Genomic DNA, 15,970 nt, shown 5'->3' with positions numbered 1-15,970 from the left:
GGTTCTGGGGTTTTAGCCTGGAGTCAGATTAAGATAATGAGATGACAGATTTTGCCGGCCAAATTGAATTTCTACAGCAGCATTCTAGTTATGCGCAACGCTGGCTGAATTCTCGCCCCGAGTGGCTTGACTGGCTCAGCCTCCAGGGCACTCAAAAAGTAGATGTGGATGGAATTCGGGGTTTATTGAGCCCTTGTCGGCAGGCTTTGACTTTCTCAGAGCAGGACGAGGCTCAATTTATGGCGGATCTGCGCTTGGCTAGGCAACGCCTCATGCTCTGGATTGCCTTCCGAGACCTCAATGGCATGGCTGACTTAAAAGAAGTGACGTACGCCCTCAGTCATTTTGCAGAGGAGGCAGTTGCCTTGTCGATTGCCTACATCCGGGAGGATCTACAGAGGCGTTTTGGGCTCCCTTGGAGCACAGTCACTGACTCAGAGATGCCCTTGATGGTAGTTGGCATGGGTAAGCTGGGGGGTCTAGAGCTCAATCTTTCGTCTGATATTGACCTCATCTTTCTATATGAGCATGAGGGGGAGACTCAGGGTGCGCCCAAGAGCTTGTCGCATCACGAGTGGTTTACACGTATGGGCAAACGTTTGATCAAGTTTATGGCCGAGCATGATGCCAATGGCTTTGTTTTCCGAGTGGATATGCGCTTGCGGCCCAATGGAGATTCCGGTCCTCTAGTGTGTAGTCTCGACATGCTCGAAGAATACCTATTGGTCCAAGGCAGAGAGTGGGAGCGCTACGCTTGGATTAAGGGCCGATTAATTTCTCCTTTACCTAGTTCGCCGGCGTTTACCTATTGCGAACGGGAGCTAGATCAACTCATTCGCCCCTTTGTGTATCGCCGTCATTTAGATTACGGGGTTATTGCCTCGATTCGAGATTTACACGCACAAATACAACATGAGGCAGACAAGCGCTCATCGCATCATCAGGGTCGATCAAGAGATATTAAGTTAGGTCGTGGCGGTATTCGCGAGATTGAATTTTTGGCGCAGATGTTTCAATTAATGCGCGGGGGAACCGATCCACGGTTTCGGATTCGCCCCACTTTAGAAGTGTTGGAGCTACTAAAACAACAAGGTATCTTGCCTGCGCAAGAGGTTGACGCCTTAAAGGGGGCCTATATTTTCTTGCGACGCTTAGAGCATCGCATTCAAGTGTGGGAGGATCAGCAGACACATTATCTACCCGAGGATGAGCTTGCCCGCGCCCGCTTAGCTTCCAGCATGGTTGGCCCTGATGAGCTAGAGGGGCAGAAAGACTTTCTCAGTAAGCTCGATCAACACCAAACGGCAGTAGCTCAGTATTTTGAAAAAGCTTTTGTACTAGATGATGGTGCGCGCTTAGATAACACCTCATTACCTGCGGAATGGAAGCCTGATGACACAATCTTCACAGAGTCGTCGGCTCGCTGGCTAACCTGGGCTGATAGCCCGAAACAAAAACAGTTGCCTGAGAAAAGTAGATGTATTTTCAACAACCTGATTCGTAAGGCAGCAGATAGCTTGCAAGCAGATCAGTCGATGATTGCTGGCGCCGACATTACCTTACTTCGTTTCTTTGATTTACTGGAGGCGATAGCGCGGAGAAGCGCCTATTTATCCATTCTGTCTGAATACCCACAGGCGCTATCAAACGTATTGGCTTTGCTGAGAACATCTCAATGGGGGGCGGAATATTTAACTCGACATCCGCATTTATTAGACTACTTGCTCAACTCGGGAACAGAGAGGGCTTTAATTGAACATCCAAAAGAGTATTGGATGGAAGTAAAAAATACCCTCAATATGCGTCTTGACGATGTGATGGCTGATGGAGATGGTACTGAGCAGGCAATGGATATTTTGCGCATCACCCATCACACAGAAACTTTCATCACTTTATTGGCAGACCTAGGTATTGGCGTTGATCACGAACTTTCCGTAGAGAAGGTGAGCGATCATTTGTCTGCTTTAGCAGATTTGATACTACAGACCACCCTGGAGCGCGTTTGGCCTAGTGTCGCCCAGAAGTTTGACTTACCCTCAGATATGACTGCGCCATTTGCCGTGATCTCTTATGGCAAGTTAGGCGGCAAAGAGCTGGGTTATGCCTCTGACTTGGATTTAGTTTTCTTATACCAAGCTCAAGAAGCTGATTTTGCAGCCCAAGAAATTTATGCCCTGCTCGCAAAGCGGATGATTAATTGGTTAACTGCCTATACCTCGACTGGCAGCTTATTTGAAATCGATACACGCCTTCGCCCCAATGGTTCGGCTGGATTCTTAGTCACGAATGCTGAAGCATTTAAAAAATATCAATTGCGTGAAGGTGATAACGCCGCCTGGGTATGGGAGCATCAAGCTCTCACGCGAGCCAGATTCTCCGCTGGGTGTAGAGTCGTTGGCACATTCTTTGATGATGTACGCTTTGAGGTCTTGAGTCAAAAGCGGGATATTGATCAGCTACGTCTCGAGATTTTAGAAATGCGCCGCAAGGTGCACGCCGGACATCCCAATCCTAGCCCTGATTTTGACTTAAAACACGATGCTGGAGGCATGGTTGATATTGAATTTATTGTTCAATTTTTAGTCTTAGCATTTTCAAGTACCCACCCGCAACTGATTGGCAATCTGGGTAATATTGCCCTCCTTCGAATAGCTGGGGACTTGGGCTTAATACAGATGCAGATGGCTCAAGAAGTAGGGGATGCTTACCGTCTTCAACGAGCACGACAGCACCGCTTACGATTAGATGGCGCAGAAAAGACGCGTGTGGATTTGGAGCTTGAGCCGCCGTTGGTGCATTCCAGAGCGGCAGTATTAGATTTGTGGCAAGAAATTTTTCGTGCCCCTTCCGATATTAGGGAAGCTTAGTTTTGCTCTAAGAGTTCTCGCGCATGACGACGTGTAGTGTCGGTAATCGTGGCTCCACCGAGCATCCGAGCCACCTCTTCTACTCGTTCTGCTCTTCCTAGTGGACTGACTTGCGATAGTGTCTTATCGCCCGCTTGGGATTTGCTCACCTTCAAGTGGTGATTGCCTTGTGCTGCTACTTGCGGTAAATGGGTCACACAAAGAATTTGATGAGACTTCCCTAGTTGACGCAATAACTTACCAACCGTCTCAGCAACGGCGCCACCAATACCGGCATCTACTTCATCGAATATCAACGTTGGTGTAAATGAAGCCTTACTAGTGATGACGCTAATAGCTAAGCTGATGCGCGCAAGCTCACCACCCGATGCTACCTTGGCTAATGAACGTGGGGTACTACCAGCATGACCCGCAACCAAAAATTCAATTTGTTCAAGACCGTGAGCGCTGCCATCAGCTAAGGGTAGTAAGGCAATTTCAAGCTGACCGCCCGCCATTGAGAGATCTTGCATGGCGGCTGTCACTTGCTTGCCCAAGTCAAGGGCAGCCTTGCTACGCTTTTGTGAGAGCTGTTTAGCTAGCTGGAGATAAGCCCCTTCTTCTTGCTTTACTTTATTTCGTAAGGCTTCGATATTTTGGGAGGCGGTAAGCGCTTCTAGACGCTCTTGGGTTTCATTCAGTAGTGCAGGCAACTCATTTGCCTCGGTGCGATATTTTCTAGCTGCACCATGTAGTGCTTGCATTCGCTCCTCAACTTCAGTGAGGCGACCTGGATCTAGATCCACTTTCTGTAAATAGCGATTCAAACTATGCACCGCTTCATCAATCTGTATTTGTGCCGACTCTAGCGCTTGACTGATTTCGCTCAGCGCGGAGTCATGCTCGGCCAAGGCACTCATATTGGTGCCGGCTTTGGATAGGACGGATTCAACCGAGTTGTCAGAATCACTCAGGGCATCAATCGCTTCTTGGCAGCCGCTAATAATTTTTGCGCCATTAGCCAGACGAGCATGCTCACTTTGAATGGCTGTCCATTCGTCTACCTGGGGGAAGAGTTCGGTGAGTTCCTCGAATTGCCATTCCAAGCGTTCCCGCTCCCGCTCAATATCTTGCCCAGCATTTTCTGCCTGTTCTAGTCTGCGACGAGAATCACTCAGCATTTTGAATAATTGCGTTACTTCGCCTACCAACTCCATATGATTGGCATGACGATCAAGCAGCTCGCGTTGCGCGCCGCCTTTAAGTAGTAGTTGATGAGCATGTTGTCCATGAATATCTACTAACTGATCACCAGCATCTCGCAACTGTGCCAAGGTTGCCACGCTGCCATTAATGAAGGCGCGACTACGTCCATTGGCTTCCACAGTTCTTTTGAGTAATAGACTTTGTCCCTCATCTTCAAGTGGAAAGCCAAGCTCATCCAGCCACTGATTGAAGTGTCCAATTTGTTGGGGGTCTATCCGAAAAAGGGCGTTAATCTCGGCGCGGTTACAGCCCTCTCGAATCTGACTACTATCAGCACGTTCCCCTAAAACCAGACTGAGCGCATCTAATAGGATGGACTTACCAGCACCAGTTTCGCCGGTGAGCACAGTAAAGCCGGAAGCAAAATCTAGCTCTAGTTGGTCAACAATGACAAAGTCACGGAGTGCGAGGGTCTGAAGCATACGTTAGCCTACCGAATAATCCGACATCAGAATGTCGATGGATACTCATTCCAATGTAACTTCTCTCGCAAGGTTTTGTAGTCACTATGACCGCGAGGATGGAGTAGAGTGATTGTCTTTTCTGATTGGCGCACTTCAATGATGTCGCCTGATTGCAGATTGGTTTGGGATTGCATATCAAAGTTCACAATCACTTCTCTACCATCAACCACTTCAATGCTCACCACAATATCTTGTGGCAACACAATCGGACGATTGGATAAAGAGTGGGGTGCAATCGGTGCTAATAAGATTCCAGCTACCCGAGGATGAAGAATAGGTCCGCCAGCAGACAAGGCATAGGCTGTTGAGCCAGTGGGCGTAGACACAATTAAGCCATCGGATCGCTGGTTGTACATAAAAGAGTTATTGACGCGCACAGCGAGTTCAACCATTCCGGAAATTCCAGAGCGATTTACGACGACATCATTTAGGGCCAGGGCGTGGTTAATCGCTTTGCCATTGCGCAGTACGACAGCATCCAATAGCGTTCTGGCATCGGCCTCATATTCACCGGCAATAATTTGGGGAAGAATAGCTTGGACGTTTTGGATGGGTATATCAGTCATATAGCCCAGACGCCCCATATTGATGCCAACCAATGGAACCTCGCTTCCCGCCAGCTGACGGCCAATTCCCAGCATGGTGCCGTCGCCACCCAAGACAACCGCCAGATTAATTGCCCCAGCGAATTCTTCTACCGTTCTGGTGGGGTAGGCGGTCAGATTTAAATGTGATGCCGTAAAAGCCTCTATAAAGACCTCGCAGCCCTGTTCAGCTAGGAGTCCAGCCAGGTCCTTCAGGCGCTCTTGCATACCATCGGCTTGATATTTGCCAACGAGTGCAACCCGGCTAAACGCCTTTTTGATGGAATTTTGGGATGGGCTTAACATATAACGATTAAACCATACGCATAAAATCCCTTCCACTATGGATGATCGTTCCCGCGCCTTACTTAAAACCCTCATCGAGCGCTATATCGAAGAGGGGCAGCCTATTGGCTCACGAACCCTCTCTCGGTTCTCCGGGCTGGATCTATCTGCCGCCACAATTCGCAATGTGATGGCAGATTTGGAGGAAATGGGCTTGGTGACTAGCCCTCACACTTCTGCTGGGCGTATCCCTACCCCGAGAGGCTATCGCCTCTTTGTGGACACAATGGTGACTGTGCGCCCTCTGGAAGAAATTGCTGCCCGCGAGATGGAAAAAGGACTTTTGCCGGATTCCCCGCAAAGAGTGTTGAATTCGGCTGCACAAATTTTGTCTAATTTGACTCATTTTGCTGGCGTAGTCATGACCCCGAAGCGTGCACAGGTGTTTAAGCATATTGAGTTTTTGAGATTGGGCGAAGGTAAGATCCTGCTCATCATGGTGACGCCAGAGGGGGACGTTCAAAACCGCATCCTCCCCACCACGCAGGACTACACGCCGAGTCAGTTGGTTGAGGCAGGCAATTACATTAATACGCAGTTTGCAGGCAAGAGTTTTGCTCAAGTTCGAGCGCATCTCGCTGCAGATCTTGATAATTTGCGTAGTGACATCTCTGGATTAATGGCCTTGGCATTGCATAGTGGCGTGAGTGATTACGACATGGGGCAAGGGGATATGGTGCTCTCTGGGGAGCGCCGCCTACTCAATGTAGGCGACTTGAGCACCAATCTTGACAAGTTGCGCAAAATGTTTGACATGCTTGAGCAAAAATCCGTGCTCATGCAGTTGCTCGATGTGTCGAGTCATGCGGATGGGATTCAAATCTTTATTGGTGGTGAAAGTGATTTGCTGCCGTATGAAGATTTAGCAGTGATAAGCGCTCCTTATAGTGTTGATGGGCAAATCGTAGGAACGCTCGGAGTGATCGGGCCCACTCGTATGGCATATGATCGTGTCATCCCGATTGTCGACATTACCTCTAAGTTGTTATCAGGCGCATTGAGTTCGCCAATCAACTCTTAATAACAGCTCTATTTTCCTCTCACTCTTATTCATTCAGACGGATCTCCCTTGAACCAAAATCCCCACTTACGCCCTTCGAAGACAGCAGTTCTATTGCTGAACTTAGGCACGCCTTCTGCGCCAACCGCCAAAGCGGTGAGGTCATACCTCAAAGAATTCTTATCTGATCCTCGTGTAGTGGAAATCCCAAGAATTATTTGGTGGTGCATATTGAATGGCATCATTTTGCCGATACGTAGTGGCGCCTCTGCAAAAAAATACGCCTCGATTTGGCTGCCAAAGTTGGGCTCACCGTTAATGCACTTTTCCCGCTTGCAAGCTAAGGAACTGGGTGAAAAATTCGCTGATCACGGTGAGGTAGTGTTGGTTGATCTAGCAATGCGTTATGGTCAGCCTTCTACCCAGAAAGCCCTTGAAGCCCTTCAGGCACAAGGCATGGAGCGTTTATTACTACTCCCCCTCTATCCACAGTATTCAGCGACAACTTCTGCCTCGAGCTTTGATGAAGTGTTTCGTGTTCTAGGCACATGGCGTAACCAACCAGAGCTGCGGATGATCAAACACTATCATGACCATCCTGCTTACATCACTGCTTTGCGTGATCAAGTGCTCGGGGCATGGGACAAAGACGGACGCCCTGATTTTGCGAGTGGCGATCACTTGGTACTGTCTTTTCATGGTTTACCTAAGCGTAATTTAATGAAGGGCGACCCCTATCATTGTGAGTGCTTAAAAACTGGTCGCTTACTTGGTGAGTCTTTAGGTTTGGAGCCCGGCCAATATTTGGTGACCTTTCAATCTCGCTTTGGTAAGGCTGAGTGGCTCAAGCCCTATACCGCGCCAACCATTGAACAACTTGGAAAAGAAGGCTGTCCGCGAGTCGATATATTTTGTCCAGGATTTCCGGCGGATTGCTTAGAGACGCTAGAAGAGATTGCTATGGAGGCACGTGAGATCTTTTTGGAACATGGTGGAAAAGACTACCGTTACATCCCTTGCCTGAACAGCAATCCAAAATGGATTGATGCGATGTATGAGATCGCCCAAGCGCATTTGTCTGGTTGGAGTTTAGGTGTGGAGTCTGATGCCGTTCTAGTCGAGCGTGATCGTTTAGCCGAGTTGGCTAAAGCCAGAATTTCTTAAACTCAGCCATACTTGAAATTGCTTAGATCGACCCCACATTATTGAGAAGTAGCTATTTTGATAGAAAAGTGAATTTGCACCTATGACCCAAGAAAATCCAAACTCAAGCTCTGGGCAAGAAAATATCGCCCCCGATACTCAGGCTGAAGGTAGTGCTGAGACAATGCCCGATGCTACTGAAGCAAAGACCCCAGAACAAGAAATTGCTGAGTTAAATCAAAAGCTCACAGAGATGCAAGACAACTTTCTGCGCGCTAAAGCTGAGGGTGAGAATATTCGTCGCCGTGCTGTCGAGGATATTTCTAAGGCGCATAAGTTTGCGATTGAGAGTTTTGCTGAGCATCTCGTGCCCGTAACAGACAGTTTGTACGCCGCCCTGAATGCGGAAGCAGTTGATGCCAAAGCCTTCAAAGAGGGTCTGGAGATCACCTTGAAGCAGCTCTTATCTGCCTTTGAAAAGGGTCGGCTGACAGAAATTAACCCCGCCGTGGGTGATAAGTTTGACCCTCACCATCATCAGGCAATTGCCTCCGTGCCCTCTGACCAGGAGGCCAATACCGTGGTTTCAGTGCTCCAGAGGGGTTATTCCATTGCTGACCGTATTTTGCGCCCAGCATTGGTCACCGTGAGTGCGCCCAAATAATTGAAAAATCCCTAAATAAAGCAGTTTTTTTGGGTTTTTGGTCGCTTGGGTAGGAAAGTGGAATGAAAAAGGCAGATTTCTGCCTTTTTTGCTTTTCGAGCCCTTGAATTTGCTCTTTTTGACCCCATTTATTGAATATCGATTTATTCGCAGTTTGATGAAATTACACATAACTTAATTTTTGGAGCCATTATGGGAAAGATTATCGGAATTGATTTGGGAACCACGAACTCGTGCGTTTCGGTTGTTGAAAACAATGCACCTAAAGTTGTCGAGAACGCCGAAGGCGGTCGCACAACCCCATCCATCATTGCTTACGTTGAAGATGGCGAAGTTTTGGTTGGCGCCCCCGCTAAGCGTCAATCAGTGACCAATCCAAAAAATACGATTTACGCGGTAAAGCGTTTGATGGGTCGTAAATTTACTGATGCTGAAGTACAAAAAGATATCGGTTTAATGCCTTACAAAATTGTTCAGGCAGATAACGGTGACGCATGGGTTGAAGCGCGCGATAAAAAAATGGCGCCACAACAAGTGTCCGCAGAAATTTTGCGCAAAATGAAAAAGACTGCTGAAGATTATCTCGGCGAAGAAGTGACTGAGGCAGTGATTACTGTTCCCGCTTACTTCAATGACAGTCAACGTCAAGCAACTAAAGATGCTGGTCGTATCGCTGGCCTGGACGTGAAGCGCATTATCAATGAGCCAACTGCAGCGGCTTTAGCATTTGGCTTGGATAAGCAAGACAAGGTTGATCGCAAGATCGCCGTGTATGACTTGGGCGGTGGAACGTTCGACGTTTCCATTATTGAAATTGCTAACGTAGATGGTGAGAAGCAGTTTGAAGTGCTCTCTACCAACGGTGACACCTTCTTGGGTGGCGAAGACTTTGACCAGCGCATCATTGATTGGATTATTACTGAGTTCAAAAAAGAGCAAGGCGTTGATTTGAGCAAAGACGTATTGGCCTTGCAGCGTTTAAAAGATGCTGCCGAGAAAGCTAAGATCGAATTGTCATCTGCTCAGCAAACTGAAATCAATTTGCCTTATGTAACTGCTGATGCAGGCGGCCCTAAGCATTTGAACTTGAAGCTTACACGCGCTAAGTTGGAGTCTTTGGTAGAAGAGTTGATCAACCGTACGGCTGGCCCTTGCTTGACTGCGATTAAAGATGCTGGCGTGAATCCTGCTGACATTGATGACGTTATCTTGGTTGGCGGTCAGACTCGTATGCCTGCTGTTCAAGACAAAGTAAAAGAAATTTTCGGCAAAGAGCCACGTAAGGACGTCAATCCAGACGAAGCGGTTGCCGTTGGTGCTGCGATTCAGGGATCAGTATTGTCAGGTGATCGTAAAGACGTATTGCTCTTGGACGTGACCCCATTATCTTTGGGTATCGAAACCTTGGGTGGTGTCATGACTAAGATGATCCCGAAGAACACGACGATTCCTACCAAGCATTCACAGGTGTACTCCACAGCGGAAGACAGTCAGCCTGCAGTAACGATCAAGTGTTTCCAGGGTGAGCGTGAAATGGCAGCGGCCAATAAATTACTCGGTGAGTTTAATTTGGAAGGTATTGCCCCAGCACAACGCGGTATGCCACAAATTGAAGTGACCTTTGATATTGATGCCAATGGTATTTTGCATGTCACCGCAAAAGATAAAACGACCGGCAAAGAAAATAAGATCACCATCAAGGCAAACTCGGGCCTGACCGAAGAAGAAATTCTGCGTATGGTGAAAGATGCTGAAGCCAATGCTGATGAAGATAAAAAAGCCTTGGAATTGGTAACGGCGCGTAATACTGCTGACGCACTGGCCCACTCTACTAAGAAGGCTTTGGAGGAGCATGGCGCTACTTTGGAAGCGGCTGAGAAAGAAGCGGTTGAAGCGGCTTTAAAAGAATTAGATGAAGCCATCAAAGGTAGCGATAAAGCTGCCATTGAAGCGAAGACCGAAGCTTTGGGTAAGGCAAGTCAGAAGCTGGGTGAAAAAGCGATGGCTGCTGAACAAGCTAAGTCTGGTGGCGGCGCTCCCGGCGCAGCTCCTGGTGGCACACCAGGTGCGGCTCCTGATGCAGATGTTGTTGATGCCGATTTTAAAGAAGTGGATGACAAGAAGTAATCCCAGATCTTGAAAGCCATGTAACGTAGTTTAGAAGTACTTTAATAACAAGTCGGCCTCGTGCCGACTTGTGTCATTCAGGTTGTTGAGAGGAATTTTGTGTCTAAAAGTAAACGCGATTATTACGAGGTCCTTGGGGTTGCGAAAAGTGCCAGCGATGAGGAGTTAAAAAAGGCTTATCGAAAAATGGCGATGAAGCATCACCCCGATCGCAATCCGGATAGTAAGACAGCAGAAGCCCAATTCAAAGAAGTGAAGGAAGCTTACGAAACACTAACCGATCCCAATAAACGCGCTGCATACGATCAATATGGTCATGCGGGTCTTGATCAGTCTAGCGGTTTTGGTGGCGGTGGCTTTGGTGGCGGTGGCTTTTCAGATGCATTTGGTGACATCTTTGGCGATATCTTCGGGCAAAGCGGCGGACGCCAGGCGGGGCCGCAGGTCTACAAGGGCGCGGATTTGCGTTACAACATGGAGATTACTCTCGAGCAAGCAGCTGAGGGTTACACCACGCAAATTCGGGTGCCGAGCTGGAGTGATTGCAAGCCATGTCATGGCTCCGGTGCTGAACCTGGTAGTAAAGCCGAGAGATGTACTACTTGTGATGGTCATGGTCAAGTTCGCGTACAGCAAGGTTTCTTCTCAATGCAACAAACCTGCCCTAAATGTCGCGGTACAGGGGAGTACCTTCCTAAGCCATGCAAAACTTGCCACGGTAGCGGTAAGCATAAAGAGCAAAAAACACTCGAAATCAAGATCCCTGCGGGAATCGATGATGGTATGCGCGTTCGTTCAGTTGGTAACGGCGAGCCAGGTATTAATGGCGGCCCATCTGGCGACCTTTATGTAGAGGTTCGAGTCAAGCCGCATAAAGTATTTGAGCGCGATGGCAGCGACTTGCATGTCCAGATGCCAATTTCTTTTGCAACCGCCACTATTGGCGGTGATATTGAAGTGCCTACTCTTTCCGGGCGCGTGGAGTTCCCGATTCCTGAGGGTACGCAGACTGGTAAAACTTTCCGCCTGCGTAATAAAGGGATTAAAGGGCTACGCTCAACGGCGATAGGTGACCTGTTTGTTCATATTGCCGTTGAAACGCCAGTCAAACTGACTGATGGGCAGAAAGAATTGCTGCAAAAGTTTGATGACAGCCTCAAATCGGGCGGTGATAAACACAATCCCCACCAAAAGGGTTGGTTTGATGGCGTTAAAAGCTTCTTTAGTTAATCTCTAGCTCAGAAGCTTAACCAGCAAAGCCGTGTTCAAGTCCGGGGAACTTCCCGGACTTCACTTCTCGAACATAGGCTTTGACTGCCGCCTCAATAGAAGCATGACCATCTAGAAAGTTCTTCACAAACTTCGGCGGCTTGCCAGGGCTGATTCCCAGCATATCCTGCAGAACTAACACTTGGCCAGAGCAATCTGCACCTGCACCAATTCCGATCGTTGGGATCGAAAGTGAGTCAGTGATGATTTTGCCGAGCGAGGAAGGAATTGCTTCGAGCACAATCATTTGCGCACCAGCTTGCTCACAAGCAATTGCTTGTTCTAGCATCAGACTGGCCGCATCCTTAGATTTGCCTTGAACCTTGTAGCCACCCAAAATGTGAACAGACTGGGGTAGCAAGCCCAAATGCGCACAAACAGGCACACTACGTTCTACTAGATATTGAATGATGTCGACTTGCCAATCACCACCTTCAAGTTTGACCATATCCGCACCAGCACGCATCAGCTCTGCTGCGGAATCTAATGCCTGAGCTGGATCACCATAGCTGGCGAAAGGAAGATCTGCGATCACAAAAGCATGTGTATTAGCGCGGGCAACGCATTCTGTGTGATACGCCACTTGTTCAACGGTGACGGGAGTGGTACTACTATGACCTTGAATCACATTGCCCAGCGAATCTCCAATCAGAATGGTTTCCACTCCACAGCGATTGAGCAAAGCGGACATCGTTGAGTCGTATGCCGTCAGCATAGCTATTTTCTCGCCCTCAGCACGCATTGAGAGGAGTTTAGAAATCGTCAATGGCTTATCGCCCTGTAAGTAACCCATGACGTGAGTTTAATGAATTAATGCGCTGATTGGCTATAGACGTCTTTTTCGACGCAATGACAGTTGCGGCAAGCGAGTTTTTCAATGCGCTGATCGGCAACTTGAGGCAAATAGGCCTTGAGTTCACCCCAGTTCGGCAAAAAGAAATCGGGAGCAATTTCCAGTAAAGGCAACAATACAAATGAGCGCTCAATGATTCTGGGGTGGGGAAGTGTTAAATCGGAATCTGTTTGAGATACGCCTTCAAAGGCCAAAATATCCAAGTCTAAGGTACGGGGAGCATTGGTATAAGGGCGCTCACGTCCAAACTCTTGTTCAACAGTTTGGCAGACATAAAGTAGGCCATAAGGACTCAATTGGGTCTCGATCTCAATTACTGCATTGATGTAGTCGCCGCCAGTTGCTTGAAAGGGCGCACTTTGGTAGAAGCAACTTTTTTTCAGAATCTGCAGTTCACAGCGTTGCGCAAGGCAAACGATCGCATCAGTAATGAGCTGACGTGTGTCACCGATATTGCCGCCAAATCCAATAAAAGCTCGAGCCATATGCATCCTAAACGAGAAATAAAGCTATTTCTTATATAACGAATCTACTTTACTGAATTTTTCTCAAGTCTGCTTAGCTTGCTTCACCTTCGACGGGAGTAGTGACCTTGGCTTTTCTACGGCGACGGCGTTTTGCGGGGGAGGGGCTATTACCAGTCTCACCCTTGACGCTGGCCATCAAAGCCTCTTGTCCTTCTGTATCCGTTGCGATGAAACTAGTCCACCATTCACCTAATGCGGGGCTTTTCTCGCCAGTCGCGCAACGCAGCAGCATAAAGTCATACCCCGCCCTAAAACGTGGGGATTCAATGAGGCGATAGGGGTAGCGACCCACACGCTTTTCAAAGCGGGGCTGCATGGACCAGATTTCACGCATGTCACTTTCAAAGCGACGCTGGATGACCATGCCATTACTTTGGCTAGCAATAGTTTCATCCATCGCATCATGCAGTGCAGGGATATTGGAGACCCCTTTGGCGATATTCTGTTTCCAATTGTTTAGAAGATCCGGCCAGAGTAAGGTCGCAAATAAGAATCCAGCTGAAACACTTTTGCCAGATTGAATGCGCTCGTCGGTATTTGCTAAAGCAATACGAACAAAATCATTGGCTTCTTTAGAGTCTGGTTTGTCATCAAGAATATGGTCAAGCAAAGGCAGGAGGCCGTGATGCAGTCCAGCATCTTTTAAACCCTGAATTGCTGCCCATGAATATCCAGACATTAGGAGCTTGAGAATTTCATCGAAGAGGCGAGCAGAGGGAACATCATGGATGAGCTTGCCAAGCTTGGCAATAGGCGCGCGCGTTGCGGCATCTAATGTGAAGCCCGTCTTGGCGGCGAACCGAATGGCACGCAGCATCCGAATCGGATCTTCGCGATAGCGTTTGGCCGGGTCACCAATCATGCGCAAGGTTTTCTTCTGCATATCTGCCATGCCACCGTGGTAATCGAGCACGGTTTCGGTGGCAGGGTCATAGTACATTGCATTAATGCTGAAATCTCGGCGCGCAGCATCTTCATGCTGACTGCCCCAAACGTTATCTCGTAAAATACGGCCATTTTCGGCTACGTGCTCACCAGCGTTCTCCAGTAAGGCTCTAAAAGTCGATACCTCAATGATCTCAGGCTGGCCCTTGCCAAAAAAAGTGACGTGCACAATCTGAAAGCGACGACCAATTAGGCGCGCTTTGCGAAATAGTTTTTGTACTTGCTCGGGCGTTGCATTGGTTGCGACGTCAAAATCTTTAGGGCCAATACCCAATGCTAAATCTCGTACTGCACCACCAACGATGAAGGCTTCATAGCCCGCTTGTTGCAATGTGTCCGTGACCTTCACTGCGTTCTTAGAAAGCAAATCAGGATCAATTCGATGGGACTTTTTAGGAACCCGTTTAGGTGCGCCAGATGTATGGGCGACAGTATGTCGGACCATAGGGTCGCGACGCAAAATACGTTTAATAAATTTGGTAATCATGCAAACAGTTCAAGTATGGGCCAATGACGTTTTACAGCTTCATCACGTAGGCGAGCGTCCGGATTGGTAGCAATGGGATTGCTGACTTTTTCCAGGAGGGGTAAATCATTCATCGAGTCTGAGTAAAAATAGCTTTGCGGCAATCGATCGAACTCTAAATTTTGGCTGGCTAGCCAATCATGCACTCGTTGGATTTTGCCTTCTCTAAAACTAGGGATCCCCTTGACTTCACCAGTGAAATTAGCAGAAGGATCATTCCCTACAGTAGCGGGTTCAGTGGCAACGAGATGCTCGATACCAAAGCTTTCTACGATGGGTCGTGTGACAAAACTATTGGTAGCGGTGACAACACAACAGAGATCGCCAGCATCTTGATGACGTTTCACTAGATCAACAGCTTGTTGGCGTAGCTGACCGGTAATGACTTCCTTCATGAAGGCGTCATGCCACTCTTTCAGCTGTTCGCGAGAATGCTCTGATAGTGGCTTCAATGCAAAGCGAAGAAATTGCTGGATGTCGAGCTTGCCATCTTTATAGTCTTGATAGAAGCGCTCATTTTGCTCTGCGTAGTATTTGCTATCCACTACTCCAATACGAGCCAAAAATTGACCCCACTCGTAATCGCTATCGCAGGGGAGGAGAGTGTGATCTAAATCGAACAGTGCTATTTGAGTCATCAATATTTATTTAGGCTGCAAGAGCTCTCGTACAAGAGGCAGGGTTACGGCACGTTTTGTTTCTAGTGAATACGCATCCAAAGCATCCATCAAGGCCATCAGGTTTGGCATATCCCGATAAAAGCGATTGAGGAGCCATGGCAACACATCTGGCGATAAAACCAAGCCGCGCGCCTGAGCAGCTTGTTGTAATGCTTGTATTTTCTCATCATCGCCCAAAAGGTGGGTTTGAAAGATCAAACCCCAACCCAGACGGGTCCGAAGGTCCTCTCTCAGCGTTAATGTGCCAGGGGCAGCATTGCCAGCCATAAAAATATGGATTGCTTCACTTCCCTGAATTGCATTCAGAATCCGAAATAAGCAGGCTACGAGGCGTTCGTCTAGGCGATCTACATCATCTACGGTAATTACAGAAGGCTGATGGTGGGCGCACAGGGTGGAGAGTTGCTCCTCTAAGCGCACCCAGGAGATTGGCTCATTAGGAGTTAAAGGGAAATATTTGAGGCCGAGTTCTTGCGCTGCGCTGCCAATCGCGCTCAGTAGGTGTGAACGGCCGGAGCCTTCTGGTCCCCACCAATAGATCCAGCGTTGATTTAAGGGGTTCTCATTGACCGGTCTTGGGGCATTGGTTTCCCAGGATTTCACAAGTTCTTGCAAGGTGGAATGCAGTGCCAGGTTCTCTCCAGCCAAGAAATTATTTAAGCTGGGAGTAGGTGTACGGCCAATATCGAGAGCAAATTGCCGTGGTAACGGAGAGTTATTCATTGCTACTG

Annotated in this window: 13 protein-coding genes; 6 read left to right on the top strand and 7 right to left on the bottom strand. The window is 48.2% G+C overall.

Annotated elements, in window-relative coordinates:
* Positions 1-41 precede the first annotated feature (41 nt).
* Positions 42-2,867 carry a bifunctional [glutamate--ammonia ligase]-adenylyl-L-tyrosine phosphorylase/[glutamate--ammonia-ligase] adenylyltransferase gene (glnE, locus tag DN92_RS09140; RefSeq protein ID WP_173960941.1) on the top strand — a complete coding sequence of 942 codons (2,826 nt, stop codon included), beginning with the start codon at positions 42-44 and terminating at the stop codon, positions 2,865-2,867.
* Here glnE and recN read toward each other — a convergent pair.
* Complete coding sequence (recN, locus tag DN92_RS09135) at positions 2,864-4,534, bottom strand: DNA repair protein RecN (RefSeq protein ID WP_173960940.1); 1,671 nt, start codon at positions 4,532-4,534, stop codon at positions 2,864-2,866. The two genes, glnE and recN, sit on opposite strands and share 4 nt — an antisense overlap.
* 26 nt (positions 4,535-4,560) lie before the next feature.
* Positions 4,561-5,466 (bottom strand): NAD kinase, encoded by a 906-nt coding sequence (locus DN92_RS09130; RefSeq protein WP_173960939.1) that lies wholly within the window; start codon positions 5,464-5,466, stop codon positions 4,561-4,563.
* Between the two features lie 37 nt (positions 5,467-5,503).
* Here DN92_RS09130 and hrcA point away from each other — a divergent pair, with 37 nt between their 5' ends.
* The 5 genes from hrcA (at position 5,504) to dnaJ (ending at position 11,669) form a co-directional block, all read left to right on the top strand.
* The gene (gene hrcA, locus DN92_RS09125; protein WP_173960938.1) at positions 5,504-6,526 is read left to right on the top strand and encodes a heat-inducible transcriptional repressor HrcA; all 1,023 of its coding nucleotides are present in this window, start codon (positions 5,504-5,506) and stop codon (positions 6,524-6,526) included.
* A 48-nt stretch (positions 6,527-6,574) separates the two neighbouring features.
* Positions 6,575-7,669 carry a ferrochelatase gene (hemH, locus tag DN92_RS09120; protein WP_173960937.1) on the top strand — a complete coding sequence of 365 codons (1,095 nt, stop codon included), beginning with the start codon at positions 6,575-6,577 and terminating at the stop codon, positions 7,667-7,669.
* Between the two features lie 82 nt (positions 7,670-7,751).
* Positions 7,752-8,312, top strand: coding sequence for a nucleotide exchange factor GrpE (gene grpE / locus DN92_RS09115; protein WP_173960936.1), 561 nt, complete (start codon positions 7,752-7,754; stop codon positions 8,310-8,312).
* A gap of 192 nt (positions 8,313-8,504) precedes the next feature.
* Entirely contained in the window at positions 8,505-10,439 is a 1,935-nt protein-coding gene (dnaK, locus tag DN92_RS09110; protein ID WP_173960935.1) for a molecular chaperone DnaK, read from the top strand.
* A gap of 99 nt (positions 10,440-10,538) precedes the next feature.
* The gene (gene dnaJ, locus DN92_RS09105) at positions 10,539-11,669 is read left to right on the top strand and encodes a molecular chaperone DnaJ (RefSeq protein ID WP_173960934.1); all 1,131 of its coding nucleotides are present in this window, start codon (positions 10,539-10,541) and stop codon (positions 11,667-11,669) included.
* Between the two features lie 16 nt (positions 11,670-11,685).
* Here dnaJ and panB read toward each other — a convergent pair whose 3' ends face one another.
* From panB to hda, 5 genes are all read right to left on the bottom strand, one after another.
* On the bottom strand, positions 11,686-12,501 hold the full coding sequence (panB, locus tag DN92_RS09100) for a 3-methyl-2-oxobutanoate hydroxymethyltransferase (protein WP_173960933.1): 816 nt from the start codon (positions 12,499-12,501) through the stop codon (positions 11,686-11,688).
* Between the two features lie 17 nt (positions 12,502-12,518).
* A complete protein-coding gene (gene folK, locus DN92_RS09095; RefSeq protein WP_173960932.1) occupies positions 12,519-13,046 on the bottom strand; it encodes a 2-amino-4-hydroxy-6-hydroxymethyldihydropteridine diphosphokinase in 528 nt (175 codons plus the stop codon).
* A 73-nt stretch (positions 13,047-13,119) separates the two neighbouring features.
* Positions 13,120-14,520 (bottom strand): polynucleotide adenylyltransferase PcnB, encoded by a 1,401-nt coding sequence (gene pcnB / locus DN92_RS09090; protein ID WP_173960931.1) that lies wholly within the window; start codon positions 14,518-14,520, stop codon positions 13,120-13,122.
* Positions 14,517-15,197 (bottom strand): histidinol-phosphatase, encoded by a 681-nt coding sequence (locus DN92_RS09085; RefSeq protein ID WP_173960930.1) that lies wholly within the window; start codon positions 15,195-15,197, stop codon positions 14,517-14,519. The genes pcnB and DN92_RS09085 overlap by 4 nt, the downstream gene beginning before the upstream one ends.
* A 6-nt stretch (positions 15,198-15,203) precedes the next feature.
* Positions 15,204-15,962 carry a DnaA regulatory inactivator Hda gene (gene hda / locus DN92_RS09080; RefSeq protein ID WP_173960929.1) on the bottom strand — a complete coding sequence of 253 codons (759 nt, stop codon included), beginning with the start codon at positions 15,960-15,962 and terminating at the stop codon, positions 15,204-15,206.
* Between the last annotated feature and the right edge of the window lie 8 nt (positions 15,963-15,970).

Source organism: Polynucleobacter arcticus, assembly GCF_013307205.1.
GTDB classification, from domain to species: Bacteria; Pseudomonadota; Gammaproteobacteria; order Burkholderiales; family Burkholderiaceae; genus Polynucleobacter; species Polynucleobacter arcticus.
This window is presented reverse-complemented; position numbering and strand designations above follow the sequence as displayed.

Bases quoted from the DNA above. Each gene is read 5' to 3' on its own strand.
- glnE (WP_173960941.1), top strand. From the start codon at position 42: ATGACAGATTTTGCCGGCCAAATTGAATTTCTACAGCAGCATTCTAGT.
- recN (WP_173960940.1), bottom strand. From the start codon at position 4,534: ATGCTTCAGACCCTCGCACTCCGTGACTTTGTCATTGTTGACCAACTA.
- DN92_RS09130 (WP_173960939.1), bottom strand. From the start codon at position 5,466: ATGTTAAGCCCATCCCAAAATTCCATCAAAAAGGCGTTTAGCCGGGTT.
- hrcA (WP_173960938.1), top strand. From the start codon at position 5,504: ATGGATGATCGTTCCCGCGCCTTACTTAAAACCCTCATCGAGCGCTAT.
- grpE (WP_173960936.1), top strand. From the start codon at position 7,752: ATGACCCAAGAAAATCCAAACTCAAGCTCTGGGCAAGAAAATATCGCC.
- dnaK (WP_173960935.1), top strand. From the start codon at position 8,505: ATGGGAAAGATTATCGGAATTGATTTGGGAACCACGAACTCGTGCGTT.
- panB (WP_173960933.1), bottom strand. From the start codon at position 12,501: ATGGGTTACTTACAGGGCGATAAGCCATTGACGATTTCTAAACTCCTC.
- folK (WP_173960932.1), bottom strand. From the start codon at position 13,046: ATGGCTCGAGCTTTTATTGGATTTGGCGGCAATATCGGTGACACACGT.
- pcnB (WP_173960931.1), bottom strand. From the start codon at position 14,520: ATGATTACCAAATTTATTAAACGTATTTTGCGTCGCGACCCTATGGTC.
- DN92_RS09085 (WP_173960930.1), bottom strand. From the start codon at position 15,197: ATGACTCAAATAGCACTGTTCGATTTAGATCACACTCTCCTCCCCTGC.
- hda (WP_173960929.1), bottom strand. From the start codon at position 15,962: ATGAATAACTCTCCGTTACCACGGCAATTTGCTCTCGATATTGGCCGT.